This window comes from Exiguobacterium sp. s133 (genome assembly GCF_018618595.1).
Taxonomy (GTDB): domain Bacteria; phylum Bacillota; class Bacilli; order Exiguobacteriales; family Exiguobacteriaceae; genus Exiguobacterium_A; species Exiguobacterium_A oxidotolerans.
Genome location: NZ_JACSMK010000004.1, coordinates 258740 through 285365, shown reverse-complemented (window position 1 = coordinate 285365; position 26626 = coordinate 258740). Strand labels below are relative to the sequence as shown.

Genomic DNA, 26626 nt, shown 5'->3' with positions numbered 1-26626 from the left:
GAACCCGAAAAAATATATTTTAAATATTTTAAAAGAAAGTTTCGAAAAAAAGCTTGCAAGTTGTCTGAAAATTCGTATAATTCAACTTATAGCTATTATCAGTTTTTAGCAAAAACACTTTGGGAGGAACTATCACATGGATGCATTTCAACAAGCTGTACAATCGGGCGTCGATTTCGCCAACAACATCTTATGGTCTTATATCTTAATCGCCGCTTTAATCGGAGTCGGCATCTACTTCACCATTAAAACGAAGTTCATCCAATTCCGTTACTTGAAAGAGATGTTCCGTGTCACACTCGATAAAAATGAAAAGACAACAGATGATGAAGGTCAGAGTATTACATCCCTTCAATCATTCTTCATCGGTGCCGCGACTCGAATCGGTACAGGGAATTTGGCCGGTGTTACGATCGCTGTTACACTTGGTGGACCCGGAGCGGTCTTCTGGATGTGGATGGTCGCCCTCCTTGGTGGAGCAACAGCCCTTATTGAAAGTACGCTTGCTCAAGTGTATAAAGTACGTGATACAGGCAATAACGCTTACCGCGGTGGTCCTGCTTACTACATCGCAAAAGGATTGAACAACCGCGTCCTCGGAATCATTTTTGCAATCTTAATCGCCGTCACATTTGGTCTTATTTTTAACTCGGTTCAATCGAACACGATTGCCGCTGCTTTTGACAACGCCTTTGGAATCGACAAAATGATCGTCGGTGGGATCTTAGTCGTTCTTACAGGTCTCGTCATCTTCGGTGGTGTCCACCGTGTCGCGAAAGTTTCAGCAATCGTTGTACCAATCATGGCGTCACTCTACTTGATTGCTGCCATCTTTGTTGTCATCACGAACATCACTGAACTTCCAGGGGTTTTCGCAATGATCTTTAAGAGTGCATTCGGTATCGACCAGGCTGTTGGTGGATCTGTCGGTGCTGCAATCTCGCTCGGTGTTAAACGTGGTCTCTTCTCGAACGAAGCCGGTATGGGTTCTGCTCCGAACGCTGCTGCTGCCGCTGAAGTTTCTCACCCAGCAAAACAAGGATTCTTACAAACACTTGGTGTTTTCCTTGATACGTTGATCGTCTGTACAGCAACAGCGACAATCATCTTACTCAGTGACAGCTACGCTGCCGGTAATGGTGAAGGTATCGCCATGTTACAAAATGCGCTTTCTGAGCAACTCGGTGCCGTCGCACCAGCCTTTATCGCAATCAGTGTCTTCTTGTTCGCTTTCAGTTCAATTGTCGGTAGCTACTACTACGGTGAAACGAACATTGAATTCATCAAGAAAAGTAAATCAACTGTCTTTGGCTTCCGAATTGCTACGATGGCATTCGTCTTCATCGGATCGCTCCTCAGCCTCGGAATGGTTTGGAGTTTCGCCGACCTCTTCATGGCCGGTATGACATTAATCAACTTAACAGCCATCTCGCTCTTAGGTGGAGTCGCAATCAAAGTCATCAATGACTACCAAAACCAACGTAAGCAAGGTCTTGATCCTGTCTTCTCTGCTAAAGCATTAGGTATCGAAAATACCGAATGTTGGGACGATGAAGAAGAAGCGCGTCCAGCTGCTGGTGAAGCACCACCTGTCGCACGACGGTAAACATTTCTTTTCTACTAAAAACCTTGGAGGCGCGTGTAATCGCCTCCAAGGTTTTTTTGCTGCGCTAGGATTATCTTGGTCGTGAGTTGGGAAAATAGGAACAGAGAGTCACTAAGGAGGAATTGAATGTGTCGAAGGCCATGTTAATTATTAATCCCTCATCCGGGAAAGAATTAGGTAAAAAATACGCAGAATTTGCAGAAGGTACACTCGCTCAGCGCTTTGCAACGGTCGATGTCCGGTTCACTGAAAAAGAACTCGACGCAACAGAATTTGCACGTACTGCTTCGACTGAGCAGTATGACGCCGTCATCGCAATGGGCGGTGACGGAACGGTCAATGAAGTCATCACGGGAATCGCAGAACAAGACCACCGTCCGACGCTCGGCATCGTTCCACTCGGGACGGTCAACGATTTAGCACGTGCGCTCCATATTCCGACGGATGCCCGCGACGCGATCAACGTTCTCGAAGATGCTCCGATTCGTCCTTTTGACATCGGTAAGTATGGATCACACTATTTCATGAACGTGATTGCGATTGGGCTGATTGCCGATGCCGTCGAAGAAGTGAGTGTCGAACAGAAGACATCACTCGGTTCTATCGCATATTTCATTGAAGGATTAAAAGCCTTCAAGGATCATAGTCCCTACCCGCTCCAGTTAACAGCCAGAGAAAAATCTTTCGACGGCGAAACACCGTTACTTATCGTTTCGTTGACGAATTCCGTCGGCGGTTTCGAATCATTTGCGCAAGAGGCGCGTGTCGATGACGGATTACTTCATGTTTTTCTTGTAAAACAACTTGGTATTTTAGACGCCTTACAAGCGCTACCTAAACTATTGAAAGGTGATTTATCTGAAGCAGATCAAGTCGAGTACTTTACAACGAAGGAAGTCAAAATCGAATCTTCGGAAACACTTCCGATTAATGCTGATGGCGATACGGCAGGCAAACTTCCGATTACGGTCCAAGTTCTTGGTCAGCACTTAAACGTCATCGCTCCCACGTCCTAAGTACTATCCTTTATGAATATAAGCCCACCAAGCTGCATAGAATCGGTGGGCTTTTTAGCATGGACAAAATAAACCAAAAATGACCATTACAATATATGTTATAGAGTGATAACTTTGAAACAAAACTGAAATATTTCCCCTTTATTTCCGATGCTATAATCATTCTATCAAGAAAACATTTTCTACCTTAACTACATAGAACCTTCACCTTACAATATTGAAAGACTTAGTTTTACTGACGTCCGTCGCCTTTTCCCAATTAGGAGGAACTCACATATGAAGCGTATGTTAACAACAATGACAATGACAGCACTAATGGTTTCAGGCTTCGCTACGACAGGCATCGAAAAAGTCGAAGCAGCAACTACATATAAAGTAAAAGTAATGGCTGACGGTCTCCGTGTTCGAACGGGTCCTTCGACTGCCTATAAAGCAGTCGGAACCGTCAATAAAGGAAAAACATACAAGTACCTCGGCGTATCCGGATCATGGACGAAAATTTCATACTCAGGTTCTTCCCGTTATGTCGCTTCCAAGTATGTCAAAAAGTATAAAGTCACAACAACGACGGCAACAAAAGCATCGAGTGGCTTTTCGCGACCGACAAGTGGTCCAATCACACAAGGATACGGTGCAGCGAGCGGCGTTTACGGTTATACGTTCCATAACGGAATCGATATCGGCGCTGCAACAGGAACGCCCGTCTATGCTTCTGCTGCCGGTAAAGTCATCACGTCCCGTAATTACGGTGCTTATGGCAATTACGTTATGATGACGCACACAATCAATGGACTTGCTTACACGACGGTCTACGCTCACTTGAACAGTCGCTCGGTATATGCCGGTCAAACGATTGCAAAAGGAGCAAAAATCGGGACGGTCGGTGCAACCGGAAACGCCTTCGGCGCCCATCTTCACTTTGAACTACACCGTGGTTCATACGTCTACAGTGCGTCATCTGCTGCAAGCAGTATCAATCCATTAAACTACTTCAATTAACTCAACCACCACTGACTTAAATTCGTCAGTGGTTTTTTTGTGCCTTACGTTTCTCGTGCGTCAAGGGTGTCTTAGGTGAAAGTTAGACAAAACAATGGTACGGTGATTAAATAAATGCTTTTAAGGAGGGATTCACCTTGAAATCACGCTCACTTTTGCTTGCCGCAACAAGTGCTGCGAGCATCGGAATTCTTGTCGGCTGTCAAGATCAGCCGACAGCAGAAGAACGACTCGCTTCCTATTCAAAGCTTTGGGAAAAACAAGACTATGACAAGATGTATGCCGATTATGTCAGTCAAACGACACAAAAAGAGTACGGAGAAAGTCAGTTCATCGAACGAACGAAAAAATTGAACGATACGCTTGAAATCAAAAATATTTCCATTACACCGGGAAAAGCACCCGACACAGATGATGAGAAGAAACAACTATTGCCTGTCACCGTCAAATTCGATACGGTCGCGGGACCTGTATCGTTCAAGAAAGAGGTCCCGCTCGTCTACGAGACAAACAAAGACACAGACAATTGGTACGTCGACTGGGATCCTTCCTTCCTGTTCGAAGACTTTGAACAAGCGGATCAAATCAAATTGAACACGCTTACCGCAAAACGCGGTGATTTAATTGACCGGAATGAAAAACCGCTCGCGACGACCGGTCAAGGCTTTGAAGTCGGTGTGACAGCTGGCCAGCTGGATGACACGACCAAAAAGAAAGTCGCTTCTCTCCTCGACCGGTCGACGAATTCGATTGACGACGCTCTATCGGCATCTTGGGTCAAGGACGGTCAGTTCGTTCCGTTAAAAATATTTGATCCGTCTGACGAAGCAACCGTTAAGCGCTTGACGGCACTTAAAGGGGTCAGCGCCAAGGAAACAGAAGTGCGGACTTACCCATACGGTGAAGCGACGTCCCACTTAATCGGCTATGTTGGATCGGCGACCGCTGAAGACGTCGAACAATCGAACAATAAAATCCAAGCTGGTGAACAGGTTGGTAAACGCGGACTTGAACAGGTTTTCGATGATGAACTTCGTGGCCAGTCCGGAACGAGCATCGAAATCGTGAAGTCGGACCAGGACGAACCGGTAACCGTCGCCGAGACGAAGGTCAAAGACGGGAAAGACATTACGCTGACGATCGATGGTGCGCTCCAACAATCGACGTACGAGACGATGAACGGTGAACCGGGTGTCGCAACTGCACTTGATCCAAGGACCGGTGAAACACGGACCCTCGTCAGCTCCCCCGGTTTTGATCCGAGTGAGTTCACACTCGGCATCTCGCAAGACCGACTCGACACATTGACGAATGATTCAGATCAACCGTTACTCAATCGTTTTACGAGTGCCTTTGCACCCGGATCGACACAAAAACCGTTGACGGCTTCCATCGGTCTAAACGCCGGAAAGTTAAATCCCGATAAAGCCTATTCGATTGACGGCTTAAAGTGGAAAAAGGATGGCTTCAATGTCACCCGGATCCACGAGACACCGGACCCTGTCGATTTACACAATGCGCTAGTCTACTCGGATAATATTTATTTCGCGCAATCGACACTTGAAGTAGGTGCTGACACCTTTACGAATGGACTGGAGGCACTCGGTTACGGTGAAAAAATTCCGTTCGCCTATCCGATGCGGGCTTCACAGATTTCAAACGACGGGACCATTTCATCTGACGGTCAATTAATGGATACATCGTACGGACAAGGTCAGATGTTGACGAACATCGTCCACCTCGCTTCGATGTACGAAATCTTTTTGACAGACGGAATCATCTATCAGCCAACGTTACGGGCGGATGAAAAAACAAAACAGATCTGGAAACAGGATTTAATCTCTAAGAACGACGCCTCGATGATCCGGAAAGACTTGTATGATGTCGTCCATGCCGGATATGACTTACCTGCCGACATACAGGAAGTCGCCGTTGCCGGTAAGACGGGAACGGCTGAACTTAAGCAAGCTGGAGAAACAAAGGGGAAGGAAAATGGCTTTTTCGTTGGTTATGACAACGATGACCCGACGCTACTCGTCGCGATGATGATTGAATCGGTCGAGCAGGAAGACCGGGGCAGTCCGTATGTTTCCGGTCTCGTCGCCGAAGTCTTGAAAGAGGCCAAGTAAAGCGATTGGTCAAGGGTGCGATTTCAGCTGATGTTTGCTGCAGGGTCGCCCGTCACCGCTTTTTATGAAGAAACGTAAAATGGCCGATGATTCCGTAAAAAGTGGAATCATCGGCCATTTGATTGATGTCGGTCTGACGGATGCGTCAGATCTTTTTTAGTTAGACGTGAAGATCGGGTAACCGGGCTGCCATCAATTGCTCAATCGCTGATGTATCTTCTTGTTGTAACAACTCAACGATTTTACTACCGACGATGACACCTGCGACCGAAGCCCCTAACTGTTTGACGTGTGCCGGCGTACTGATTCCAAACCCGGCGAGGACCGGAACAGGACTCAGTTCCGCGACATTTGCAAGATGCGCTTCGAGCGACTCGCCGAACGTCGTCTGCCCTCCTGTCGTCCCGTTGACGGTGACGGCATAGAGGAACCCTTCACTTTGATTCGCGATTTTTTGAATCCGTTCGATCGGACTCGTCAGTGAAACGAGTTGGACGAGGGCGATGTCTTGTTTGTCATGCTTCGCAAAAAACTGCGCACTCTGTTCGAGTGGTAAGTCCGGAATGATTAAGCCATCGACCCCGACTTCACGACAGGTCGCAAGAAAGGCATCGATGCCAAAGCGGAAAATCGGATTCAAGTAGGTCATGACGACGATCGGGACCGTCGTTTCTTGACGGGCGACCCGAATCGCCTCGAGGACGTCGTGTAAGCTGACTTCGTGTGCAAGCGCGCGAAGACCGGCTTCTTGAATGACCGGACCGTCCGCAACAGGGTCCGAGAACGGGACACCGACTTCGATTGCTGTGGCCCCACTCCGTTCGAGGAATGCCAAAATGTCCGGCAGACGGTCGATTCCGCCGTCACCTCCCATGACATACGGGATAAACGCTTTTTCACCGCGGTCATTGACTGTTCGGATTGCTTGTTCTAATCGCATCACGCTTCCCCCTTTAAGGCCGATCTGACCGTCATGACATCTTTATCACCGCGACCGGATAAACAGATGACGAGAATCTCGTCTTCCGACATGTCTTTCGCAAGCTTCGTCGCATAGGCGACGGCATGTGCTGTTTCGAGCGCCGGAATGATGCCTTCTTTTTGGCATAACAACTGGAGCGCATCGAGTGCTTCTTGATCGGTGACGGCTTCATACTGGACACGACCGATGTCTTTTAAGAGACTATGTTCCGGTCCGACGCCTGGATAATCGAGCCCGGCTGAAATCGAATGGGCTTCCGTGACTTGACCGTGTGCATCCTGTAGCAAGTACATCATCGACCCGTGTAAGACACCGACTTCACCTTTCGTCATCGTCGCTGCGTGTTTGTCCGTCTCAATCCCGTCTCCTGCTGCTTCAATTCCGTACAGCGCAACCGTTTCATCATCGATGAACGGATGGAACATACCAATCGCGTTACTCCCGCCACCGACACAAGCGACGATCGCGTCCGGCAAGACACCCTCTTTTTCAAGGATTTGCGCCCGCGTCTCTTTCCCGATGACGGATTGGAAATCACGGACGAGCTCCGGGAACGGATGCGGTCCGAGAACCGATCCCATCAAATAGTGTGTATCCTCAACATGTTTGACCCAGTAACGTAACGCTTCATTGACGGCATCCTTCAGGGTCCGACTGCCCTGTGTGACCGGGATGACCTTCGCCCCAAGCAGTTCCATCCGGAAGACGTTCAATTCTTGACGCCGGACATCCTCTTCCCCCATGAAGATGACACATTCTAAATCAAGTAGGGCACAGACGGTCGCCGTGGCAACACCGTGTTGTCCGGCACCGGTCTCGGCGACGATTTTTCGTTTCCCCATCCGCTCTGCGAGTAGAGCTTGTCCAATCGTATTATTGATTTTATGAGCGCCCGTATGGTTCAGGTCTTCCCGTTTCAAGTAAATCTTCGCGCCACCGATTTCCCGCGTCAAGTGTTCCGCGAAGTAGAGTGGCGTCTCACGCCCGACGTAATTTTTTAAGAGATCGTTCATCCGTTCATAAAACGCCGGGTCCTCTTTGACTTCGGCATAGGCCTGTTCCAGTTCAAGGACGGCTTGCATCAATGTTTCCGGAATGTAGCGTCCACCATAAACCCCATATTGACCAAGTGCATCTGGTTGTGAATAACCCATCGTGCTCATCTCCCCTTTACGGCATGTGCGAATGCCAGCATTTTTTGTTGATCTTTTTGAAACTCCGTTTCGATTCCGCTCGAGACATCCACTGCGAACGGTTGATAGCGCGCGATTGCTGCTGCGACGTTCGATGGTGTCAAACCACCTGCGACGAACATCGGTCGTGTACTTGTTAAATCCGTCGACCAATCGAACGGTTGTCCGCTTCCAGCTTGGGGCGCGTCATAGAGAATGTAATCAGCCTCCGTATCGATTGAAGTGGCGCCCGCGACGAGTGCCTGAATGATCGGAACTTTCGTTTGTGTACGAATCGCTTCGTCCACCATACCGTGAATTTGAATCAAATCCAGTCCAACCGTTTCAATCGCCGCTTCGACTTCTTGTAAGGTCGGCGAGACGAACACACCGACGACTTGGACCGTTGCCGGAACCAATTGCCGCAATTTAGCTGCTTGTTCGAGCGTGACCTGACGTTTACTCGGCGCGAACACGAAACCGATGTAGTCGGCGAGTCGGCTCGCGACCACCACATCATCGGCGCGCCGTAACCCGCAAAATTTAATGCGTGTCATAGACCGGTCCGTTGACTGCTTGGATGAAGGCGGTGGGATCCTCTGCGCGCATCAGCGTTTCACCGACTAAAATGCCGTCTGCCCCGTCCTGATGGAGCTGACGTGCCTGCTCGACCGTCTGAATCCCGCTTTCACTGATATACCGGACGCCCGGGCGCTTCGTCTGCAACAGCCGTGTCGATGTCGCTAAGTCGACGGCGAACTTTTTTAAGTTTCGGTTGTTGATGCCGATGATGCGTGCACCGAGCTGTTCTGCTTGCTTCAGTTCCGCTTCATCATGGACTTCCACTAAAACTTCGAGACCGTTTGCGTAGGCATAGTGATACAAGTCTTCCAGTGTCGCTTCGTCAAGTGCCGCGACGATCAACAGGATTAAGCTCGCTCCATGCGCTTTCGCAAGGTCGATTTGAATCCGGTCAATCATAAAATCTTTACACAGGATGGGCACATCGACTGCATTTGCGACTGCCTCAAGGTCTGCCATGCTTCCTTTGAAATACGTCGTATCCGTCAAAACCGAGATGACCGTTGCCCCGCTTGCTGCATACCGTTTTGCTTGAGCGACAGGGTCGACGTCGAGCGAGATGTCGCCTTTTGAAGGAGATGCCCGTTTAATTTCCGCGATGACCGACAGGTCGTCTTGGCCGAGTCGTTCGTGAATCGAACGGTGTAACGGTGACCGTTCGATTTGCTTGACTCCTGCCACCTTGAGTTCAGCTACTTCGCGTTTCTTCGTTTCAATGATGCGGTCTAAAATATTCATCCGATTGCCTCCTGTCGTTTCGTCTGTTGCAATTGTCGCAGTTTTTCTCGTGCTTGTCCGGAATCGATACTGACGATCGCACAATCGATTCCTTCCCGAATCGTTTTGACCCGTCCTTCCGCGAACAGGGCGATGCCGGCGTTGAGTAAGACCGTATCCCGGTAGGGTCCCGCTTCCCCGTCAAGGACACGTAGTAAGATGTCGGCATTTTCTTGTGCCGACCCGCCACGGATTGCTTCGAGTGGGGCGACGGTCAATCCGACTTCTTCCGGGTGAAGACTGAAGCGAATCAGTTCTCCGTCGTCGAGTAACACAAGTTGGTTCGTTCCGACGAGAGACGCTTCATCCATTCCATTCGCTCCGTGTAAGACGATTGCCCGTTTGCGTCCGAGACGGTGTAACGTCAACGCCATCGTCTCGAGTAAATCTTCCCGGTAAATCCCGAGCAATTGTGTTTTTAAAGAGACCGGGTTCGTTAACGGACCAATCAAGTTGAAGATCGTCGGGATCCGTAAATCGCTCCGGACCTTCATGATTTGTTTGACACGCGGGTGCATCCGCTGAGCGAATAAGAACGCAATCCCGTTTTCTTCGAGTCGGTTTGCGAGTTGCTCGGGTGTTTCATCCAGTTTAACACCTAATGCCTCGAGGACATCGGCACTGCCCGTTTTACTCGAGATACTCCGGTTACCGTGCTTGGCGACTTTCGAGCCTGCACCTGCGAGAACGAAGGCGGCTGTCGTACTGATGTTGAATGACTGTGAGCCATCGCCACCCGTCCCACAGTTGTCGATGAAGTCCGTTCCTGTGACGGGAATGTCGAGTGCGACTTCCCGCATGATTGAGGCGAGTCCCGCCAGTTCATCCGCTGTTTCGCCTTTTGCTTTTAAGGCGACGAGGAAGGCGGCGATTTCGCTGTCCGTCACGTTCGGTTCAAACAGTTGTCGTGCTGCTTGTTGCATCTCTTCGTATCGTAAATGCTTCGCAGCTGCTAGTTTCGTTAATATCTCTTTCATGTCTTGTCACTCCCCTGTCAGTTCAATGAATCGTTTAACGATTTGTTTTCCGTCGATCGTTCCGACCGACTCTGGGTGAAACTGAATCCCGTACGTCGGGTGTTCGATATGTTCAAATGCCATGATCGTCCCGTCTACTGTTTCCGCCGTAATGCGTAACACGTCGGGTGCGGTCTGCCGGTCGACAATCAGTGAATGATACCGCATGACTTCGAATTGTTCTGCGAGTCCCTTAAATAAGTTCCCGTTCTGTCGAATCATCGATGTCTTGCCGTGCATGATGTCCGTTGCCTGGACGACTTGTCCCCCGAAGGCTTGTCCGATTGCTTGGTGACCAAGACAGACGCCAAGGATTGGAATCGAACCGGACAGTTGTTTGATGACATCTAGACAAATCCCGGCATCATTCGGATTACCTGGTCCCGGCGATAAAATGATTCCGTCCGGTTGCAAGTCTTGAATGCCTTCGATTGTCATCGCATCGTTACGGACGACTTGTACGGCGGTATGTTCCGCCGCATATTGATACAGGTTATAGGTAAAGGAATCATAGTTATCAATCAATAAAATCATTTCCAAACCTCCAGTAACGACTTCGCTTTATGCAATGTCTCTTCATATTCGAGCGTCGGGTCCGAGTCATAGACGATTCCGGCACCGGCTTGGACATAGGCCGTACCGTCCTTGATGACCATCGTCCGGATTGCGAGTGCAAAATCAAGATTTCCACTGACATCGAAGTAACCGACGGCGCCCGCATACACTTCCCGCTTCAACGTTTCATACTGTTCAATCAATTGCATCGCCCGAATTTTCGGCGCCCCGGAGACCGTTCCAGCGGGTAAACAAGAAATCAAGGCGTCGGCTCCTGTCTGCCCGTTCGCTAACGTCCCTTCGACGACGGAGACAAGATGCATCACGTTTTTGAAACGTTCGATTTCCATGTAGCGCGATACGTTAATGCTTCCGACCTGACAGACCTTGCCGAGATCGTTGCGGCCAAGATCGACGAGCATCCGATGTTCGGCACGCTCCTTCTCGTCTGCAACGAGCTCAGCTGCCAACCGTTCGTCTTCTTGTTTCGTTTGTCCTCTGCGCCGTGTCCCGGCGATCGGATTCGTCGTCACGCGTCTTCCCTTGACCTGAACGAGACTTTCCGGCGATGCCCCAAGGACAATCAACTCGCCGAGGTCGATATAAAAGAGATAAGGGCTCGGGTTGTCTTGCCGTAACTTCCGGTAGAAGTGAAACGGATCCCCCGCGAAGGTCGCATCGAGTCGTTGCGATAACACCAGTTGGAAGACGTCTCCTTGCCGAATATGTTGTTTCGCTTGTTCCACGAGCTGGATAAAATCTTCCTTCTCCATCTGCGGCTGATATGAAATGTTTTCAAGGGGACGTTCCAGTAAGGTTTGCTCCCCTGTCCGTTCGAGTTGTTGCTTTCTTTGTTCTAACCGCTCCATCATTTCACTGCGGTCCGTCACACCACCGAGTGACGTATGGACCAAGTGGACGCGATGTTCAAGATGATCGTATAAAATGATTTCATCATAGACGGCGAGTAACGCATCCGGTAGGTTCCGGTCAATCTTTGGCATCACTCCGATGTTTTCATAGGCGCGAATCGTGTCATAGCCGACGTAACCGATCGCCCCACTTAAAAAGGGTAAGTCCAGTTCACTTGTTGGTCGTGTGATGTAGTGTTGCAGTAAATGGACCGGATCGCCGATCGTCGTAACCGATTCGTCCGTCTTTAAATCATGCCGCGTGACTTGATTCCCCTCTGCCCGTAGCAAAGCGACTGGGTCGACCCCGATGATTGAGTAACGTGCATTCCCGGACTGGGTCGAACTTTCGAGTAAACACTTTCGATTCCCGTCGATCCGTCGAAAAATCGAAATTGGTGTCAGCTCGTCCCCGTTCATCTCAAGTCGTTCGATTACTAATTCTTCTGTCTGAATCATCCTGATTTCGCCTCCTGGTATAAAAAAAGTCCTCCACATAGCAATTGCTACATGGAGGACGATTAACTCGCGGTGCCACCTCGATTGGAACGGTTGTTGCGTTCCCACTTTTCCGGTGCTTCCTCATTTCAAGGACACCGTAGCCTGCGATAACGGGGGCTTCCGTCATGACCTACTGTAAATTCAGCCATGCTCTCATGAGACCATTCATTAAACCTCCCTGTGCCGAAGTCCCACCTTTCTCCGGCTCTCTGAAACAGTGATGTGTTTAACTACTTAACTCATTCATCGATTTTTTTATGTTGTTGTATACGAAAAGGGTCTTCCTGTCCATTCATGTGATCATTCACATGAAGGACGGGAAAACCCGCGGTACCACCTTCGTTGACTATCCAATAGTCCCCTCGAACGAACCGGCGCACCTGATTCGTCGTCCTCGATAACGGGAGGTCACCGTCAGAGCCTACTTCAAGTTCGGTCTGATGCTCAAAAGCCCATTCACCTGTTTCCCGATACTGATTCGCACCACCCATCAGCTCTCTTCAATCGTTTCACGGGCTACTCTTCTTCGTCGTAGCGTTATGTTGTTCAATTGTTTATTATATTACGTCGCTTCGGGCGACCTGTCAACTATTTAGTATAAAGCGAGTTGATCCGGGTCAATCGATTCGAGCGCCTGCTTGACGGTCTGCAGGAATTGACCGGCCACTAACCCGTCAAGTACACGGTGATCAATCGACATACATAAGTTGACCATGTCACGTGCTGCGAACATGCCGTTGACCCAAACCGGGCGCTTGACGATTGATTCGACGGATAAAATCGCCGCTTGCGGGAAGTTCAAGATCGGTGCCGATTGGATCGAACCGAACGAACCCGTGTTATTGACGGTAAACGTACCACCTTGCATCTCGCTTGACGATAACTTACCGGCCTGCGCCCGTTTACCGAAGTCATCGATTGCCCGAGCGAGTCCTTTAATGCTCAGTTCATCCGCATGTTTGACGACCGGGACGAATAACGCTTCTTGCGTCGCGACGGCGAGTGATAAGTTGATTGCCCGTTTTTGAATGATTTTATCGCCTGCCCACTGCGAGTTCATGATTGGGTGTTTCTTCAGTCCTTCGACTGTCGCTTTCATGAAGAACGGTAAAAACGTCAATTTGACGCCTTCTTGTTTGAAGAACTGATCTTTATGACGATTCCGTGCTTCGACCAGATTCGTCACGTCGACTTCAACCATCAACCAGGCGTGCGGTGCTTCTTGTTTCGAGCGCACCATGTTACTCGCGATCGCTTGACGGACACCTGCCGTCGGAATTTCAATATCGCCGTCTTCCGTCGTACTCATCGTCGGTTTTGGCGCAGACTTCGGTGCCGGTGCCTCGACTGCCGCTTCCGCTTTTGTCGGTACGGTCTCAATCGTTGGTGCCTCGACAACATCCGGTTGATTGACCTGACCGGATTCAACGAGTTTCAGCAAGTCTTTGCGTGTAATCCGACCACCCGCTCCCGTCCCGTTGACGTGATCGAGATTGATGCCGTGTTCTGCTGATAACTTCAGCACAGCTGGTGAATAGCGTTTTTTCATCGACTGATCCGTTTCTACCGTCTGCTCTTTTACAGCCGGGATTTCTTCTTCGGTCGCTGCGACTTCCGTCGATCCACCACTGACTTGTAACGTGACGATTGCTTCCCCGACTTGGAGCGTGTCCCCTTCTTCAGCGAGCAGCTTGTCGATGACACCATCGAACGATGATGGTACTTCGGCTGTCACTTTATCGGTGATGACTTCAGCAATCGGATCATATTTTTTGACAGTGTCTCCTGGTTTGACGAGCCATAACGAAATCGTTCCTTCCGTCACGCTCTCACCAAGTTGTGGCATCGTTAATGTTTCTGTCTTCATTGACGGGTCCCCCTCAGTACGCGTAGAGCGTCCGGATTTTATCTTCAATTTTTTCGCTTGAGATATTAAAGAATTTCTCCATCGTCGGTGCATATGGCATCGCCGGTACATCGGGTCCGCACAATCGTTCGACTGGTGCATCAAGATCGAACAACGCTTCTTCCGCGATAATCGCCGAGACTTCACTCATGACACTGCCTTCTTTATTGTCTTCCGTCACGAGCAAGACTTTACCCGTTTTTTGTGCCGCTGCGACGACTGCCGCCCGGTCAATCGGATAGACCGTCCGAAGATCAAGGATATGGACGTCGATGCCGTCTTTTTCAAGACGTACTGCTGCGTCAAGCGCCATTTGGACACAAAGTCCGTATGAGATGACGGTGACGTCTTCTCCGTCCCGTTTGACATCGGCCTTCCCGATTTCAACCGTGTAATCTTCTTCCGGAACTTCACCTTTTAACAACCGGTAGCCCCGTTTATGTTCAAAGAACAGCACAGGATCATTCGAGCGAATCGCAGCCTTCAATAACCCTTTGGCATCGTATGGGTTTGACGGAATGACGATTTTTAGACCCGGCGTCGAATTGAACATCGCTTCGACCGATTGTGAATGGTACAACGCACCATGAATGCCGCCGCCAAAGGGTGCGCGGATGACGATTGGACAAATCCAGTCATTGTTCGAACGGTACCGGATTTTTGCCGCTTCACTGACGATTTGGTTGACGGCCGGCATGATGAAGTCGGCGAACTGCATCTCAGCAATCGGACGCATGCCATACATGGCGGCTCCGATTCCAACACCTGCAATCGCACTCTCAGCGAGTGGTGCATCGATGACACGTTCTTCCCCGAACTGCTCGAGCAATCCTTGTGTCGCCCGGAATACTCCACCACGGACACCGACGTCTTCTCCTAAGATAAAGACGGAATCATCCCGTTCCATTTCTTCTTTGATTGCGCTATTGATGGCTTCAATTAAACTTAATGTCGTCATTTCGTTTCCTCCTCGTCGTACACGTAACGAAGTGCGTTTTCCGGTAAGTCATACGCCGCTGCTTCTGCATAAGCCGTCGCTTCTTCGACTTCACGTTCGAGCGTCGTCTCGATTTCTGTCGCTGACTCCTCCGTCAAGACACCCATATCAATCAATTTCGCACGGAAAATCTTGATGCCGTCACGTGTTTTCAGTTCTGCCAGTTCTTCTGCCGAACGGTATGATTTGTCATCATCGTCTGACGAGTGGGGGACAAGACGTTCAACTTCGACTTCGATTAACGTCGGACCTTCCCCACGAATGCCACGGTCACGTGCTTCCTTGACTGCTTTATAGACGGCGAGTGGATCAATCCCGTCAATCGTCACACCCGGCATGCCATAGCCGATTGCGCGGTCTGCGACATGTTTCGCTGACAATTGTTTCGAGAGGGGTGTTGAAATCGCATATTTATTGTTCTCACAGAATAGAATGACCGGTAATTTATGAATCCCGGCAAAATTTGCTCCTTCGTGGAAATCCCCTTGGTTCGATGATCCTTCACCAAACGAAACGTACGCAACAAGTGGTTCCTTACGCATTTTCGCAGCCAGGGCGATCCCGACCGCATGCGGGACTTGTGTCGTGACAGGACTCGATCCCGTGACGATGTTTAAAGCACGTGAGCCGTAGTGTCCCGGCATTTGACGTCCACCTGAGTTTGGATCTTCCGCTTTCGCGAACGCAGACAACATGATGTCACGCGATGTTTGACCAAAATGAAGGACGACCCCTAAATCACGGTAGTACGGTAAAATATAATCCGTTCCTTTTTCGAGTGCGAATGCCGCCCCGACTTGCGCCGCCTCTTGCCCCTGGCAAGAAACGAGGAACGGAATCTTACCTGCCCGGTTCAATTTCCACATCCGCTCATCGATTTTTCGTGCCCGTACCATCGTCTCGAACATCTGGATTGCATCCTGCTCCGTCAGTCCGAGCTCAACGAGTTCTTTAAATTCTATTTTTTCCATCTGTTATTCCTCCTTATGCGTGAACCGCTAATCCGTCAACTGCTAATGCTGCTTCACCGAATGCTTCTGACAGGGCCGGGTGCGGGTGAACGAGCTGCCCGACTTCCCATGCCGTCGCATTCAAGACAAGCGCCAGCCCGCCTTCGCTAATCAGTTCCGTTGCTTTTGGTCCGACGATATGGACACCGACTAAATCGTCCGTTTTGGCATCAGAGACCAGCTTGATGAACCCGGCGGCTTCACCTTCGATGCGTGCCTTACCGAGTCCGTTAAACGAAAACATCCCCGTTTTGACGTCCATGCCGGCATTTTTTGCTTCTGCTTCCGTCAGACCGACCGAAGCAGCTTCCGGTACACTGTAGATACAGCGTGGGACAAACGCGTAATTGAGTGGCGTCGTCGATCCATTGACGATTGCTTCGACCGCTTTTGCGCCTTCAGCAGATGCAACGTGTGCCAGTTGCAGACGTCCGATGACATCGCCAATCGCATAGATATGATTGTCTTTTGTCCGGAAATCATCATCGACTTGAATAAACCCGTTTTCGACGACGATGTTCGTATTCTCAAGCCCAATCCCTTCGACGTTCGCCATCCGTCCGATCGCGACAAGCAACTTGTCCGCCGCAAGCGTCGTGATGTCACCATTTCGATCGACGTCGATCGTCACACCGGACTCCGTCATCTTGAAGCTGTCACTTTGCGCAGCCGCGCTCGTCAAAATCTTGACTCCGCGTTTTTTCAACTGACGAGCGACTTCACGACTGACCGCCTGATCTTCAGTCGGTAAAATCCGGTCGCTGAACTCGACGACCGTGACATTGACATCAAAGTCCGTCAACATCGATGCCCATTCGATTCCGATGACCCCGCCGCCGATGATGACGATCGAGGCAGGTAACGCATTCATGTCGAGTGCTTCATCCGAGCTGAGGACATATTCGGAATCAAACGACAGACCGGCTAGCGGACGCGGGCGTGATCCTGTCGCGACAATCAATTGACGCGGTAAAATCAATTCCCCTTCCCCTTCTTCCGGTTCGACACTGATTGTCCCCGGCATCGGTGAAAAGATGCTTGGCCCAAGAATCGATCCCCGACCATGGAAGACTTCGATTTTGCCTTTTTTCATCAAATGTTGAATCCCGGATTCCAGTCCATCGATGATGTCTTGTTTCCGTTGTTTGACCTGTTCGAATCGTAAAAACGACTCCGGTACGTCGACGCCATATGTAGCGGCGTGTTTGACTGTCTGATAGACCGCTGCTGATTTCAAGAGTGCCTTTGAAGGGATACAGCCACGGTGTAAACAGGTTCCCCCGAGTTTTCCTTGTTCTACGATCGCGACCGTCTTGCCGGCTTGTGCAGCGCGAATTGCTGCGACATAACCGCCCGGTCCGCCACCTAAGACAACGACGTCGAATTCTCTAGCCATGTTGGTTCGCCTCCATATTCCTTAACTTCTTCTTCTCCACGTAACACGCGTATTACACCTTCCGCAAGTGCACGTAACTCATCTTCACCCGGAATCCGGATCACTTGTCCGAGGTGTGCGACGCGTTCTTCGATTGCACTCGTCAACCGGTCGCTGTATGCTAAGCCACCTGTTAAAATGATGGCATCGATTTGACCATATAAGACTGCACTTTGGGCAGCAATTTCTTTTGCAATCCGGTAAGCCATCGCGTCGTACAGTAAGGCAGCCTTCTCGTCCCCGGCATCGATTCGACGTTCAATTTCGATTGCGTCAAATGTCCCTAGGTGCGCGACAAGTCCGCCTGACCCTACGACCAGACGCTTCATTTCCTCGAGTTTATACTTGGTACTATAACATAGTTCTACTAGTTGACCAACAGGAAGGGACCCGCTTCGTTCCGGCGAAAATGACCCTTCCCCGTCAAGACCATTATTGACATCGATGACCCGTCCGTCGAGATGTGCACCGACGGTAATCCCGCCTCCCATGTGTGCAACGATCAGACGCATTTCTTCATACGGCATCTCCGCTTGTTTCGCATATCGTTTCGCGACTGCTTTTTGATTCAAGGCATGAAAAATGCTTTTGCGTTCAAGTTCAGGTAATCCCGTAAGTCGGGCAATCGGCTCAAGTTCATCTACGACGACCGGATCGACGATGAACGATGGAATCGATAACGTGCGAGCGATTTCGTCTGCTAGTAGACCTCCGAGATTCGATGCATGGACCCCAAAAATGCCACTCAATAAATCTTCACGCATTTCCTGGTTGACGGCATACGTCCCACTGACGAGCGGACGAAGCAGGCCGCCGCGTCCAACAACCGCAGTAAGCGCTTTCAATTCAATCTTTTCTTGTGCCAATACATCCAACACCACTTGACGCCGTATTTCCAGCTGAGCGTGAAGCGGTCCTCCGACCGCTTCAGCTGGGTGGCGTAACGTCTTCGCAAACAACTGCTCCGTTCCTTCGAAGATTCCAATCTTCGTCGAAGTCGAGCCTGGATTGATCGTTAAAATACGTTCGCTCATCTGAATCCTCCTCTTATCCGCGTGACCCTAAGATATTTTTATCACGACGTAAGAATTGACTGCGTGCACTGCGCATCGTCGCAATTCGCTCTTCTGCCATTTTTTCAGCTGCACGATACGTCGGCAAGTGGTCACGTTTTGAAATCTCGATGACTTTTGCGACAGCGTCATACACAAGTTCAACTTTTTTCATTGCCCGGTCACGGTTGTATCCATCCAGTTCGTCCGCGACGTTGATGACACCACCTGCATTGATGACGAAGTCTGGCGCGTACAGAATACCGCGTTCTTCGAGCATGTCACCGTGGCGATCTTCTTTCAGCTGGTTGTTTGCCGCACCGGCGATGACTTTGACTTTCAGTTGAGGAATCGTTTCGTCGTTCAATGTTGCCCCAAGCGCACATGGTGCGAAGATATCGGCGTCAACGCTGTAAATTTCATCTGGTCCGACAATTAAAGCACCGAATGCTTCTTCCGCACGACGTAAGGCATCTTGATTGATGTCCGTGACGATTAATTTTGCTCCTTCTTCATGGAGATGACGGCAAAGATTGAATGCCACGTTCCCGACACCTTGGATGGCAATTGTTTTTCCACCAAGCGAATCTGTTCCGTAGACTTCTTTGGCTGCTGCTTTCATCCCACGGTAAACACCGTACGCTGTGACCGGTGACGGGTTTCCGCTTGAACCGAAGGCTGGACTGACACCTGTCACGAAATCTGTTTCCATGTGAATATAATCCATGTCAGCGACCGTCGTATTGACATCCTCCGCTGTGATGTAACGCCCGTTCAATGACTGGACATAACGGCCGAATGCACGGAACAAGGCTTCTGATTTTTGTGTTTTCGCATCACCGATGATGACGGCTTTCCCGCCACCGAGGTTTAGTCCCGCTGCTGCATTTTTATACGTCATCCCTTTTGATAAACGAAGAGCATCAACTAATGCTTCCTCGTCAGATGCATAGTTCCACATACGAAGACCGCCAAGCGCTGGACCGAGCGTCGTATCGTGGATGGCGATGATGGCTTTTAACCCCGAAACTTTATCATGACAGAACACGACTTGTTCATAATCTTCCATTTCCATTGTTTCAAAGATACTAAAGCGTGTTTCTACATTTGTTTCAACCATTTTAAGTTCCTCCTCAGATTGTTTGTTTGATTTTTTTCGTTTGTTGCGCATTAAGTAAAGCAAAGGCTAATGAATAGAGTTTCGCTTCTGCCGTATCTGCCCGACTTGTCAATACGACGGGTGCTTTCGCTCCAACTAAAATCGCCGCGACTGAAGCATGTGCAAAATACATCAGTGATTTATAAATGACGTTCCCGACTTCAATTTGTGGCACGACAAGAAGATCTGCTGCCCCCGCAACGTCACCTGTCAGTCCTTTTTGTTTGGCTGCGTCTAGATTAACGGCGTTATCAAGCGCGAGTGGTCCATCGACAAGGCAATCCTTGATTTGACCGCGGCGGTTCATCTGTGTCAATAAGGCGGCGTCGATCGTCGCCTGCATTGTCGGATTAACGACCTCGACTGCTGCGAGGACGGCTACTTTCGGAAGTGTATAGCCGATTGCGCGAAGTGCCGATACCCCGTTTTCGATGATGTGGACCTTATCTTCAAGCGTCGGTGCGATATGGATTGCAGCGTCCGTTAAACCGATTGCCGATTCGCGACCTGCTACTTCAAACAATGCGACATGAGATAAGACGTTCCCCGAACGTAATCCCATCTCTTTGTTCAGAACGGCTTTCATGAACGTTGCTGTCGGAACAAGTCCTTTCATCAAGACGCTCGCATCCCCTTTACGTACAGCGTAAGCTGCACGTTCTGCCGCCTCTTGAGCAGTCGCAGTGTGTGTGATCACAAATTGCGACTCCGACAATCCACGCGCATGGATCATCTGTTGAATCCGGGTCGCATCCCCAAATAAATGAAAGCGAGCTAAATCATGTTCAATCGCAAGTGCGACGGCATCCATGACTTCTTCGTCATCCGCGGAAGCAATCGCAACGATTGAATCCTCAAGCTGAGCAGCTTGTTTTAGCATTTGATCAAACTTCACTTTGTTTCCCCCTAACCTGTCATTCAATTATTTAATAGCAATTTTCGTGCCATAATGAAAACGCTCTCTTTTCGGCATGAACCTTTTCTTAATTTTGCATTTAATTGCATTTAATGCAATATGTTGCACGCAAAAAACTGCAAATTATTGATAAATATTAAATCGCTCCACTTTATAATACAAAGCACGCAAGGAAATGCCGAGTTGTTTTGCGGCTTCTGTTTTATTGCCATCAAAAGCCTCGAGAGCTTCGCGAATCAAACGTTCCTCGACATAAGACATCTCGTCAGACAGATGCTTAATTTCTTTTTTAGGACGTTCAACTTGTTTTTTAGCGACCGGATGATCGAGCTGAAGGTGGCCTTTTCGCAAAACATCTTCCGTCTTGTCCGTAAAGATCAACGCACGACCGATGACATTCTCAAGCTCACGGACATTTCCTTTCCACTCCTGCTTTCGAATCACTTCCAGTGCATCTTCCGAAATCCGGGCGACGGACCGGCCATAACTTTGATTTAACTTCCGTAGCAAGTGCGTTGATAGCGGCAAAAGATCATCCGGGCGTTCACGCAAGGCTGGTATGTGAATCGGAAGTCGATTGATCCGGTAGTAAAGATCTTCGCGAAACTCACCGGTAATGATTTTTTGCTCCAGGTTCGCATTTGTCGCTGCAATGATTCTTACATCGACCGGTACCGATTTCGTCCCACCGACGCGAACGACTTCATTTTCTTGTAAGACCCGTAATAACTTCACTTGTACATCGAGCGGCAGTTCTCCAATTTCATCAAGAAAAAGTGATCCGCCATGCGCCTCTTCAAAATAACCACGCTTTCCACCACGGCGCGCTCCCGAGAACGCTCCTTCTTCATAACCAAACAGCTCACTCTCTAACAGACTTGGAGCGATTGCTGCACAGTTAACACGGACAAGCTGTTCGTATCGCCGCTCACTCGCAGCGTGAATCGCATGCGCAAACAATTCTTTGCCTGTTCCTGACTCTCCCCGAATCAAGACATTAACCGGCATCGTTGCAGCAAGCTTTGCTTGATCGACGACGAAACGCATCGCTTCACTTTCAGCGATGATATCGTCAAACGTATATTTCGCCTCGAGTGTCCGAATTTTTTGACGCGCCGCCTTCAATTCTTTCGCGAGCGCCTTCATTTCAGAAATATCACGAATGACACCAACCGACCCCCGAACTTGCCCATCCACGACGACCGGTTCCGCATTGACGATGATATCACGTCGATCGTGGCCAATCTTCATCCGCGCATCACGAACACTTTCACCCGTCTCAAGGACACGCAGGTGAACCGATTCCTGCATCCCGATGTCAGCGCTTGCTGGTTTGCCGATGACGTCCTGTCCACTATACCCCGTCATTCGTGTATAGGCCGGGTTGATTAACATCGTTTGACCGTCTTGATCGGCAACCGAAATTGCCTCACTTGTACAATGGATGATGGCTTCAAGCATTCGTTCTTTTTCCGTCAGCCGTTCAATCAGAACGCGTACGAATTCCCCCGGCAGAACGGCTGCTTCGGGAAAGAATTGAATCAACTGTTCGAATACGCCACGTTTTCCCGTCGCATCGATGATGAAGTCGACCGTCGTTCCTTCAAAAGCAGTCCAAGATGTCTCGACACGAATTTCTCCGCGTCTTGCCAGCTGAAGACCTGGTGCTTGTTCATTTGAATCAACGACTCCGATGACCGTCAAGAGCGGTGAACGTTGGAAGGCATGTAGCACTTCCGTCCCGCCTTGACCGGCACCGACAATCAGAAGATGATGCATCGTTATTCCCCCTTTGAAACTGCTTACATCTTTATCCTACCTATAATAAAACAAGAGGGCAAACCCGATTCGCAGTCTTACCTGATTTTTGATACAATACGCTTGGAAAGGGGTCACTTCTATGCGAATCATCGGACTACTAACTTTATTAATTCCTGGCATCATTGGAGCCATCGGAATCAAACTTATGCGTGACAGTGTCTTTTTAATTGCCCAGTTCCCATTTGCATACCTTGGGGACTCGGCCTATGTATATGTTTTACAGGGGTTTGTCGGACTCGCCTTAGCGATGGGTGGGATTGGTTTTGTCGCAGGGTATGTTTTTTATCGTGATAAGAAACGTGGAAAAGTCTCCGAACGGTATCAAAAAAAGTGAACACAGAAAAAGGTCCCCATCTCTTGAACTCATTTCAAGCGCGGGACCTTTTACTCATATAAAGTTGGATTCACGTACGGATGAACTCCTCTCATAGTAGAACTATTCGTGTACTTCAATACCATAGGTTGTCCTCTTAATGAAGAGGTTGAAAGAAATCAGATCTGGCTATCGAGCGATCGATAGAATGGTGATACTACTCCATTATCTGACTGTACTTGGACCTAGGTGAAGCTTAATGTCATCCGCTTCGAGCAGTAACACTTTCGGTTGCTAACAATCACTGCTAGACAACACTCCTTTTCACGAACTGTACTTGTATCTCGGACATTTACGTTACCTTCCACTTTCCCCTTGCTTTGAAATCATGGAAGTCCCTATCACTTCGAGATTCTCATCTAGAAATGATACGAAAGGTCTTGATAAAACATCTATCAAGAGAATGTTGTCCATCATTCTTGAGCTATTTACAGGTAGCGTCCTGAGATGAGGCTTGTAGAATGGGTTCTCCGGAAACCGATTCGACTCGACGTTCATCTGACGTCTTTCCAAATGATTTGGTACCTTTATTATAACAAACATTTCAGTTTATGCAATGTTTTTTATTGAATATTCTAACAAATATAAATAATTTCTTTTATTACTTCGTCACTTGCGCCTCTCACATCTCCCCCTCTTCGTTCTCACGGACGAGCTATCAGCTTTACAAGGTACTCTTTCTAGCAAAAATCATTTTGATTCACAGTAAAAACCACTCGATCTCATGGATCGAGTGGTTAATTTCAAGACGGTTTCATATAATTTGAGACGTACGAGATGAACTCCGAGTTTTTCGGACTCTTTTCTTGCTCAATCCGTCCTGTGAACAGGGTATGATCACTCATCCCTTCTTTCCAGGCCGATTTGATGGCATGGCGCATCGCCCGTTCCACACGGGAAGATGTCGTTTTATGGGTGCGGGCAATCGTCGGATATAACTCTTTTGTGATTAATCCGAGCAGTTCTTCACGTTCTAAAACGAGCCCAACCGCATCTTTTAAATAAGTAAATCCTTTAATATGCGGCGCAATCCCGACTTCTCGTAAAACGGTCGCTATTTTCGAATCCATCGTTTCCGGTTGAATCGTTGGATTATTGTTCGTCACAAGGCGAATTTTGTTGACTAACTGATTCATGCTGAACGGTTTCAGCAAGAAATAAGCAGCACCTAACGTCACTGCCTGTTGTGATACCTCATCTTTACCGAAGGCACTCAACATGATGACAGCCGGATTATTTTTTTGTTTCATCAATTCTTCGAGGACCCCTAATCCATCCAGGTGCGGCATGATGATGTCTAGCAACAACACATCGGTCTCGACTTCTTTTAATTTCTCAAGACACTTCTCCCCATCATATGCGACACATACGACTTCCATATCCTCTTGAGTAGCGAGATGCTGGCGAATCAATTCGACCATCTCTCGGTTGTCATCTGCGATCCCGACTCTAATCAATCCTTACACCCCATTTTTAAGCGATTCCTTCATACTCATTGCTTGGTCCATCAATTCTTCCGCATGACGAAGCGTCAAGTCCGTCATATGTGTTCCGGAAATCATCCGTCCAAGCTCATTTCCACGGTCTGCTTCCGTCAAGACGTTGACCTGTGTCGTCGTCCGGTCCGTCTCTTCGACTTTACGAATATAGAGATGCTGATCCGCCATCGAGGCGACTTGCGGCAAGTGTGTAATACAGAGCACTTGTCCTTCAATCGATAAACGATAGATTTTCTCCGCCATTGCTTGCGCGACCCGTCCCGATACCCCCGTATCGACTTCATCAAAAATAATTGATGCGACGCCGAGCGAACGCGAGAAGATTGACTTGAGTCCGAGCATGATCCGAGATAGCTCCCCTCCGGAAGCGACTTTCCCGAGCGATTTAAACGGTTCACCCGCATTTGTCATGATATAAAATTCAATTTGATCGATTCCATTTTTTCGTAAGGCCGGCGTTTTTCCATCTTGCATGAACCGAATTTCGAACCGTGCTTTTTCCATGTAGAGTTCACGCAGTTCTAAATGAATCGCCTCGCCAAGCAACTGTGCCGCTTTTCGGCGTGCCTTCGATAGCTTATTGCCAATCTCAAACAGCTCACTTTCAAGCAACTCGACTTCTGCCTTTAGCTTTTCAATGCGTTCATCACGATTCGTCATCGTATCAAGCTCAATCCCAATTTTTTCACCATAGGCGATGACTTCCTCGATTGTCGCACCATATTTCCGCTTCAGCTGTTGGAAAACAGATAAACGCTGTTCAATTTCGTCTAACCGGTTCGAATCAAACTCTAATGTCTCAAGTTGATCACGAATCGCGTACCCGACTTCTTCAAGACCGTAAAAAGCGCTCGCGATGGCATCACTTTGATTCGCGAACTGATCATCGATGCTCGATGCTTGTTGAAGCTCCCGCATCGCATCCCCAACTGAATCAATCCCGCGCATTTCATCATGAAGTGCATCGTAGGCGGCTTTTAACGAATCGTGCAGCTTTTCGAAGTTCGCGAGTCGGTTCCGTTCACCCAACAGTTCATCTTCTTCTCCTTGACGAAGGTTCGCACTCGTGATTTCTTCTGTCTGAAATGATAATAAATCAATCCGTTGTGCAAGTTCCTGCTCACTCTGTGCCAGTGATTGTAATGCTATCCGTTTTTCCTCGTACAGCCCGAACTTTTTTTGATACTCGTGCAGACGCGGGGAAATCGTCTCATGACCAAAATCATCAAGAATCGATTGGTGGTACATATTTTCCATCAAGTGTTGGTGTTCATGTTGACCATGGAGGTCCACGAGCACACGACCGAACTCACGTAAAATCGTCAGCGTGACGAGCTTATTATTGACACGACAAACACTTTTACCAGAAGCAAATAAGTCTCGGCGTAAAATGATGGATCCATCTTCGACGTCGATGCCATATTCCTCAGCTAATGTGTAGACCATATGCCCGTCCTCAATCATGAACAGTCCTTCGAGTTCCGCCTTATCTTCGCCGTAACGAACAAATTCAGCAGAACCCCGTCCGCCAATCAATAAACCGATTGCATCGAGGACGATGGATTTACCAGCACCCGTTTCTCCAGTCAAGACAGTCATTCCTTTTTTGAAATGAATCTGCAGCTGGTCAATGATCGCGAATTGTTTGATCGATAATTCAGCTAACATCTTGTCAACTCCTTAAAGCATCCCTAAAATTCGTTCCGTCACTTCTTTTGCTGTATCTTCACTTCGAGCAATCATTAAAATCGTATCATCGCCACAAACCGTCCCGAGCAGTTCCGACCAGCCTAAGTGATCGAGTAGGACACCGATTGCATTGGCGTTACCCGGTAAGACATGCATGACAATCAAATTTTGAGCAAAATCAATCGAAATAAAGCTATCACCTAGTAAACGGCGTAATTTCCCTAATGGATTAAAACGCTGATCGGCAGGCAAACTATACTTATAACGGCCATCGTTTAACGGCACCTTTACAAGATGTAGCTCCTTAATGTCTCGCGATACAGTCGCTTGCGTCACTTTGTATCCAGCATTCCGAAGTTCTTCGACCAATTCATCTTGAGTCTCGATTTCAGATTGCGTAATGATTTCCCGAATCTTAATCAACCGTTGCCCCTTTGTCATCCTTGCACCTCGCTATATTCTTCGCTGTTACTATTGTAATCCAATAAATCATGAAAAGTCCACGTTTGCCATTTTTCGTACG

The 26626-nt window shown here is 48.8% G+C and carries 23 protein-coding genes and 2 other annotated features; of the genes, 5 read left to right on the top strand and 18 right to left on the bottom strand.

Features of this window, described 5'->3' with window-relative positions; genetic code table 11:
* Window positions 1–136: 136 nt before the first annotated feature.
* The 4 genes from KNP96_RS08355 (at window position 137) to KNP96_RS08340 (ending at window position 5750) form a co-directional block, all read left to right on the top strand.
* Entirely contained in the window at window positions 137–1606 is a 1470-nt protein-coding gene (locus tag KNP96_RS08355) for an alanine/glycine:cation symporter family protein (protein WP_029333096.1), read from the top strand.
* Window positions 1607–1734: 128 nt separating this feature from the next.
* Entirely contained in the window at window positions 1735–2622 is an 888-nt protein-coding gene (locus KNP96_RS08350) for a diacylglycerol/lipid kinase family protein (protein WP_088836635.1), read from the top strand.
* Window positions 2623–2898: 276 nt separating this feature from the next.
* On the top strand, window positions 2899–3621 hold the full coding sequence (locus KNP96_RS08345; RefSeq protein ID WP_088836634.1) for a M23 family metallopeptidase: 723 nt from the start codon (window positions 2899–2901) through the stop codon (window positions 3619–3621).
* A gap of 137 nt (window positions 3622–3758) precedes the next feature.
* The gene (locus KNP96_RS08340; protein WP_214769961.1) at window positions 3759–5750 is read left to right on the top strand and encodes a penicillin-binding transpeptidase domain-containing protein; all 1992 of its coding nucleotides are present in this window, start codon (window positions 3759–3761) and stop codon (window positions 5748–5750) included.
* A gap of 160 nt (window positions 5751–5910) precedes the next feature.
* Here KNP96_RS08340 and trpA read toward each other — a convergent pair whose 3' ends face one another.
* The 15 genes from trpA to KNP96_RS08265 all read right to left on the bottom strand — a co-directional run bounded on the left by trpA (window position 5911) and on the right by KNP96_RS08265 (window position 22500).
* Entirely contained in the window at window positions 5911–6690 is a 780-nt protein-coding gene (gene trpA, locus KNP96_RS08335; RefSeq protein ID WP_088836632.1) for a tryptophan synthase subunit alpha, read from the bottom strand.
* The gene (gene trpB / locus KNP96_RS08330; RefSeq protein ID WP_088836631.1) at window positions 6690–7886 is read right to left on the bottom strand and encodes a tryptophan synthase subunit beta; all 1197 of its coding nucleotides are present in this window, start codon (window positions 7884–7886) and stop codon (window positions 6690–6692) included. Before trpB ends, trpA begins: the two co-directional genes overlap by 1 nt.
* A gap of 5 nt (window positions 7887–7891) precedes the next feature.
* On the bottom strand, window positions 7892–8461 hold the full coding sequence (locus tag KNP96_RS08325) for a phosphoribosylanthranilate isomerase (RefSeq protein WP_088836630.1): 570 nt from the start codon (window positions 8459–8461) through the stop codon (window positions 7892–7894).
* Window positions 8448–9224 carry an indole-3-glycerol phosphate synthase TrpC gene (gene trpC / locus KNP96_RS08320; RefSeq protein WP_214765368.1) on the bottom strand — a complete coding sequence of 259 codons (777 nt, stop codon included), beginning with the start codon at window positions 9222–9224 and terminating at the stop codon, window positions 8448–8450. Before trpC ends, KNP96_RS08325 begins: the two co-directional genes overlap by 14 nt.
* Window positions 9221–10240, bottom strand: a complete 1020-nt coding sequence (gene trpD, locus KNP96_RS08315; protein ID WP_214769958.1) for an anthranilate phosphoribosyltransferase — start codon at window positions 10238–10240, stop codon at window positions 9221–9223. Before trpD ends, trpC begins: the two co-directional genes overlap by 4 nt.
* A gap of 6 nt (window positions 10241–10246) precedes the next feature.
* Window positions 10247–10813, bottom strand: a complete 567-nt coding sequence (locus KNP96_RS08310) for an anthranilate synthase component II (protein WP_088836627.1) — start codon at window positions 10811–10813, stop codon at window positions 10247–10249.
* Window positions 10810–12204 carry an anthranilate synthase component I gene (trpE, locus tag KNP96_RS08305; protein ID WP_088836626.1) on the bottom strand — a complete coding sequence of 465 codons (1395 nt, stop codon included), beginning with the start codon at window positions 12202–12204 and terminating at the stop codon, window positions 10810–10812. The genes KNP96_RS08310 and trpE overlap by 4 nt, the downstream gene beginning before the upstream one ends.
* 51 nt (window positions 12205–12255) lie before the next feature.
* Window positions 12256–12502 (bottom strand) — a binding site (T-box leader).
* Window positions 12503–12554: 52 nt separating this feature from the next.
* Window positions 12555–12788, bottom strand: a binding site (T-box leader).
* A gap of 50 nt (window positions 12789–12838) precedes the next feature.
* Window positions 12839–14113 carry a dihydrolipoamide acetyltransferase family protein gene (locus KNP96_RS08300; protein WP_214769955.1) on the bottom strand — a complete coding sequence of 425 codons (1275 nt, stop codon included), beginning with the start codon at window positions 14111–14113 and terminating at the stop codon, window positions 12839–12841.
* Between the two features lie 13 nt (window positions 14114–14126).
* The gene (locus KNP96_RS08295) at window positions 14127–15110 is read right to left on the bottom strand and encodes an alpha-ketoacid dehydrogenase subunit beta (protein ID WP_214769952.1); all 984 of its coding nucleotides are present in this window, start codon (window positions 15108–15110) and stop codon (window positions 14127–14129) included.
* Window positions 15107–16120, bottom strand: coding sequence for a thiamine pyrophosphate-dependent dehydrogenase E1 component subunit alpha (locus tag KNP96_RS08290; RefSeq protein ID WP_029333083.1), 1014 nt, complete (start codon window positions 16118–16120; stop codon window positions 15107–15109). Before KNP96_RS08290 ends, KNP96_RS08295 begins: the two co-directional genes overlap by 4 nt.
* Before the next feature lie 13 nt (window positions 16121–16133).
* Entirely contained in the window at window positions 16134–17555 is a 1422-nt protein-coding gene (lpdA, locus tag KNP96_RS08285; protein ID WP_088836622.1) for a dihydrolipoyl dehydrogenase, read from the bottom strand.
* Window positions 17525–18628, bottom strand: coding sequence for a butyrate kinase (buk, locus tag KNP96_RS08280; protein WP_088836621.1), 1104 nt, complete (start codon window positions 18626–18628; stop codon window positions 17525–17527). Before buk ends, lpdA begins: the two co-directional genes overlap by 31 nt.
* A gap of 13 nt (window positions 18629–18641) precedes the next feature.
* Window positions 18642–19766 carry a Leu/Phe/Val dehydrogenase gene (locus tag KNP96_RS08275; RefSeq protein WP_088836620.1) on the bottom strand — a complete coding sequence of 375 codons (1125 nt, stop codon included), beginning with the start codon at window positions 19764–19766 and terminating at the stop codon, window positions 18642–18644.
* 13 nt (window positions 19767–19779) lie between these two features.
* Window positions 19780–20700: a phosphate butyryltransferase gene (yqiS, locus tag KNP96_RS08270; RefSeq protein WP_088836619.1), complete on the bottom strand. Its 921-nt coding sequence runs from the start codon at window positions 20698–20700 to the stop codon at window positions 19780–19782.
* A 144-nt stretch (window positions 20701–20844) separates the two neighbouring features.
* Window positions 20845–22500, bottom strand: coding sequence for a sigma-54 interaction domain-containing protein (locus tag KNP96_RS08265; RefSeq protein ID WP_088836618.1), 1656 nt, complete (start codon window positions 22498–22500; stop codon window positions 20845–20847).
* A 121-nt stretch (window positions 22501–22621) separates the two neighbouring features.
* On the opposite strand from KNP96_RS08265, the gene KNP96_RS08260 reads away from it, so the two are divergent.
* Window positions 22622–22876 (top strand): DUF2627 family protein, encoded by a 255-nt coding sequence (locus KNP96_RS08260; protein WP_088836617.1) that lies wholly within the window; start codon window positions 22622–22624, stop codon window positions 22874–22876.
* 782 nt (window positions 22877–23658) lie between these two features.
* Here KNP96_RS08260 and spo0A read toward each other — a convergent pair.
* From spo0A to ahrC, 3 genes are read right to left on the bottom strand one after another with little or no spacing between them, the layout of a single operon-like run.
* Window positions 23659–24372, bottom strand: a complete 714-nt coding sequence (gene spo0A, locus KNP96_RS08255) for a sporulation transcription factor Spo0A (protein WP_029333077.1) — start codon at window positions 24370–24372, stop codon at window positions 23659–23661.
* Between the two features lie 3 nt (window positions 24373–24375).
* Window positions 24376–26082: a DNA repair protein RecN gene (recN, locus tag KNP96_RS08250; protein ID WP_088836616.1), complete on the bottom strand. Its 1707-nt coding sequence runs from the start codon at window positions 26080–26082 to the stop codon at window positions 24376–24378.
* 12 nt (window positions 26083–26094) lie between these two features.
* On the bottom strand, window positions 26095–26544 hold the full coding sequence (ahrC, locus tag KNP96_RS08245; RefSeq protein ID WP_088836615.1) for a transcriptional regulator AhrC/ArgR: 450 nt from the start codon (window positions 26542–26544) through the stop codon (window positions 26095–26097).
* Between the last annotated feature and the right edge of the window lie 82 nt (window positions 26545–26626).

Excerpts from the sequence above, each read along its gene's own strand:
- KNP96_RS08290 (WP_029333083.1), bottom strand. The coding sequence starts at position 16,120 with ATGGAAAAAATAGAATTTAAAGAACTCGTTGAGCTCGGACTGACGGAG.
- KNP96_RS08345 (WP_088836634.1), top strand. The coding sequence starts at position 2,899 with ATGAAGCGTATGTTAACAACAATGACAATGACAGCACTAATGGTTTCA.
- KNP96_RS08295 (WP_214769952.1), bottom strand. The coding sequence starts at position 15,110 with ATGACGACATTAAGTTTAATTGAAGCCATCAATAGCGCAATCAAAGAA.
- buk (WP_088836621.1), bottom strand. The coding sequence starts at position 18,628 with ATGAGCGAACGTATTTTAACGATCAATCCAGGCTCGACTTCGACGAAG.
- KNP96_RS08355 (WP_029333096.1), top strand. The coding sequence starts at position 137 with ATGGATGCATTTCAACAAGCTGTACAATCGGGCGTCGATTTCGCCAAC.
- KNP96_RS08325 (WP_088836630.1), bottom strand. The coding sequence starts at position 8,461 with ATGACACGCATTAAATTTTGCGGGTTACGGCGCGCCGATGATGTGGTG.
- KNP96_RS08265 (WP_088836618.1), bottom strand. The coding sequence starts at position 22,500 with ATGCATCATCTTCTGATTGTCGGTGCCGGTCAAGGCGGGACGGAAGTG.
- trpD (WP_214769958.1), bottom strand. The coding sequence starts at position 10,240 with ATGAAAGAGATATTAACGAAACTAGCAGCTGCGAAGCATTTACGATAC.
- KNP96_RS08300 (WP_214769955.1), bottom strand. The coding sequence starts at position 14,113 with ATGAAGACAGAAACATTAACGATGCCACAACTTGGTGAGAGCGTGACG.
- trpA (WP_088836632.1), bottom strand. The coding sequence starts at position 6,690 with ATGCGATTAGAACAAGCAATCCGAACAGTCAATGACCGCGGTGAAAAA.
- recN (WP_088836616.1), bottom strand. The coding sequence starts at position 26,082 with ATGTTAGCTGAATTATCGATCAAACAATTCGCGATCATTGACCAGCTG.
- KNP96_RS08260 (WP_088836617.1), top strand. The coding sequence starts at position 22,622 with ATGCGAATCATCGGACTACTAACTTTATTAATTCCTGGCATCATTGGA.
- trpC (WP_214765368.1), bottom strand. The coding sequence starts at position 9,224 with ATGAATATTTTAGACCGCATCATTGAAACGAAGAAACGCGAAGTAGCT.
- lpdA (WP_088836622.1), bottom strand. The coding sequence starts at position 17,555 with ATGGCTAGAGAATTCGACGTCGTTGTCTTAGGTGGCGGACCGGGCGGT.
- KNP96_RS08310 (WP_088836627.1), bottom strand. The coding sequence starts at position 10,813 with ATGATTTTATTGATTGATAACTATGATTCCTTTACCTATAACCTGTAT.
- KNP96_RS08275 (WP_088836620.1), bottom strand. The coding sequence starts at position 19,766 with ATGGTTGAAACAAATGTAGAAACACGCTTTAGTATCTTTGAAACAATG.
- trpB (WP_088836631.1), bottom strand. The coding sequence starts at position 7,886 with ATGGGTTATTCACAACCAGATGCACTTGGTCAATATGGGGTTTATGGT.
- ahrC (WP_088836615.1), bottom strand. The coding sequence starts at position 26,544 with ATGACAAAGGGGCAACGGTTGATTAAGATTCGGGAAATCATTACGCAA.
- trpE (WP_088836626.1), bottom strand. The coding sequence starts at position 12,204 with ATGATTCAGACAGAAGAATTAGTAATCGAACGACTTGAGATGAACGGG.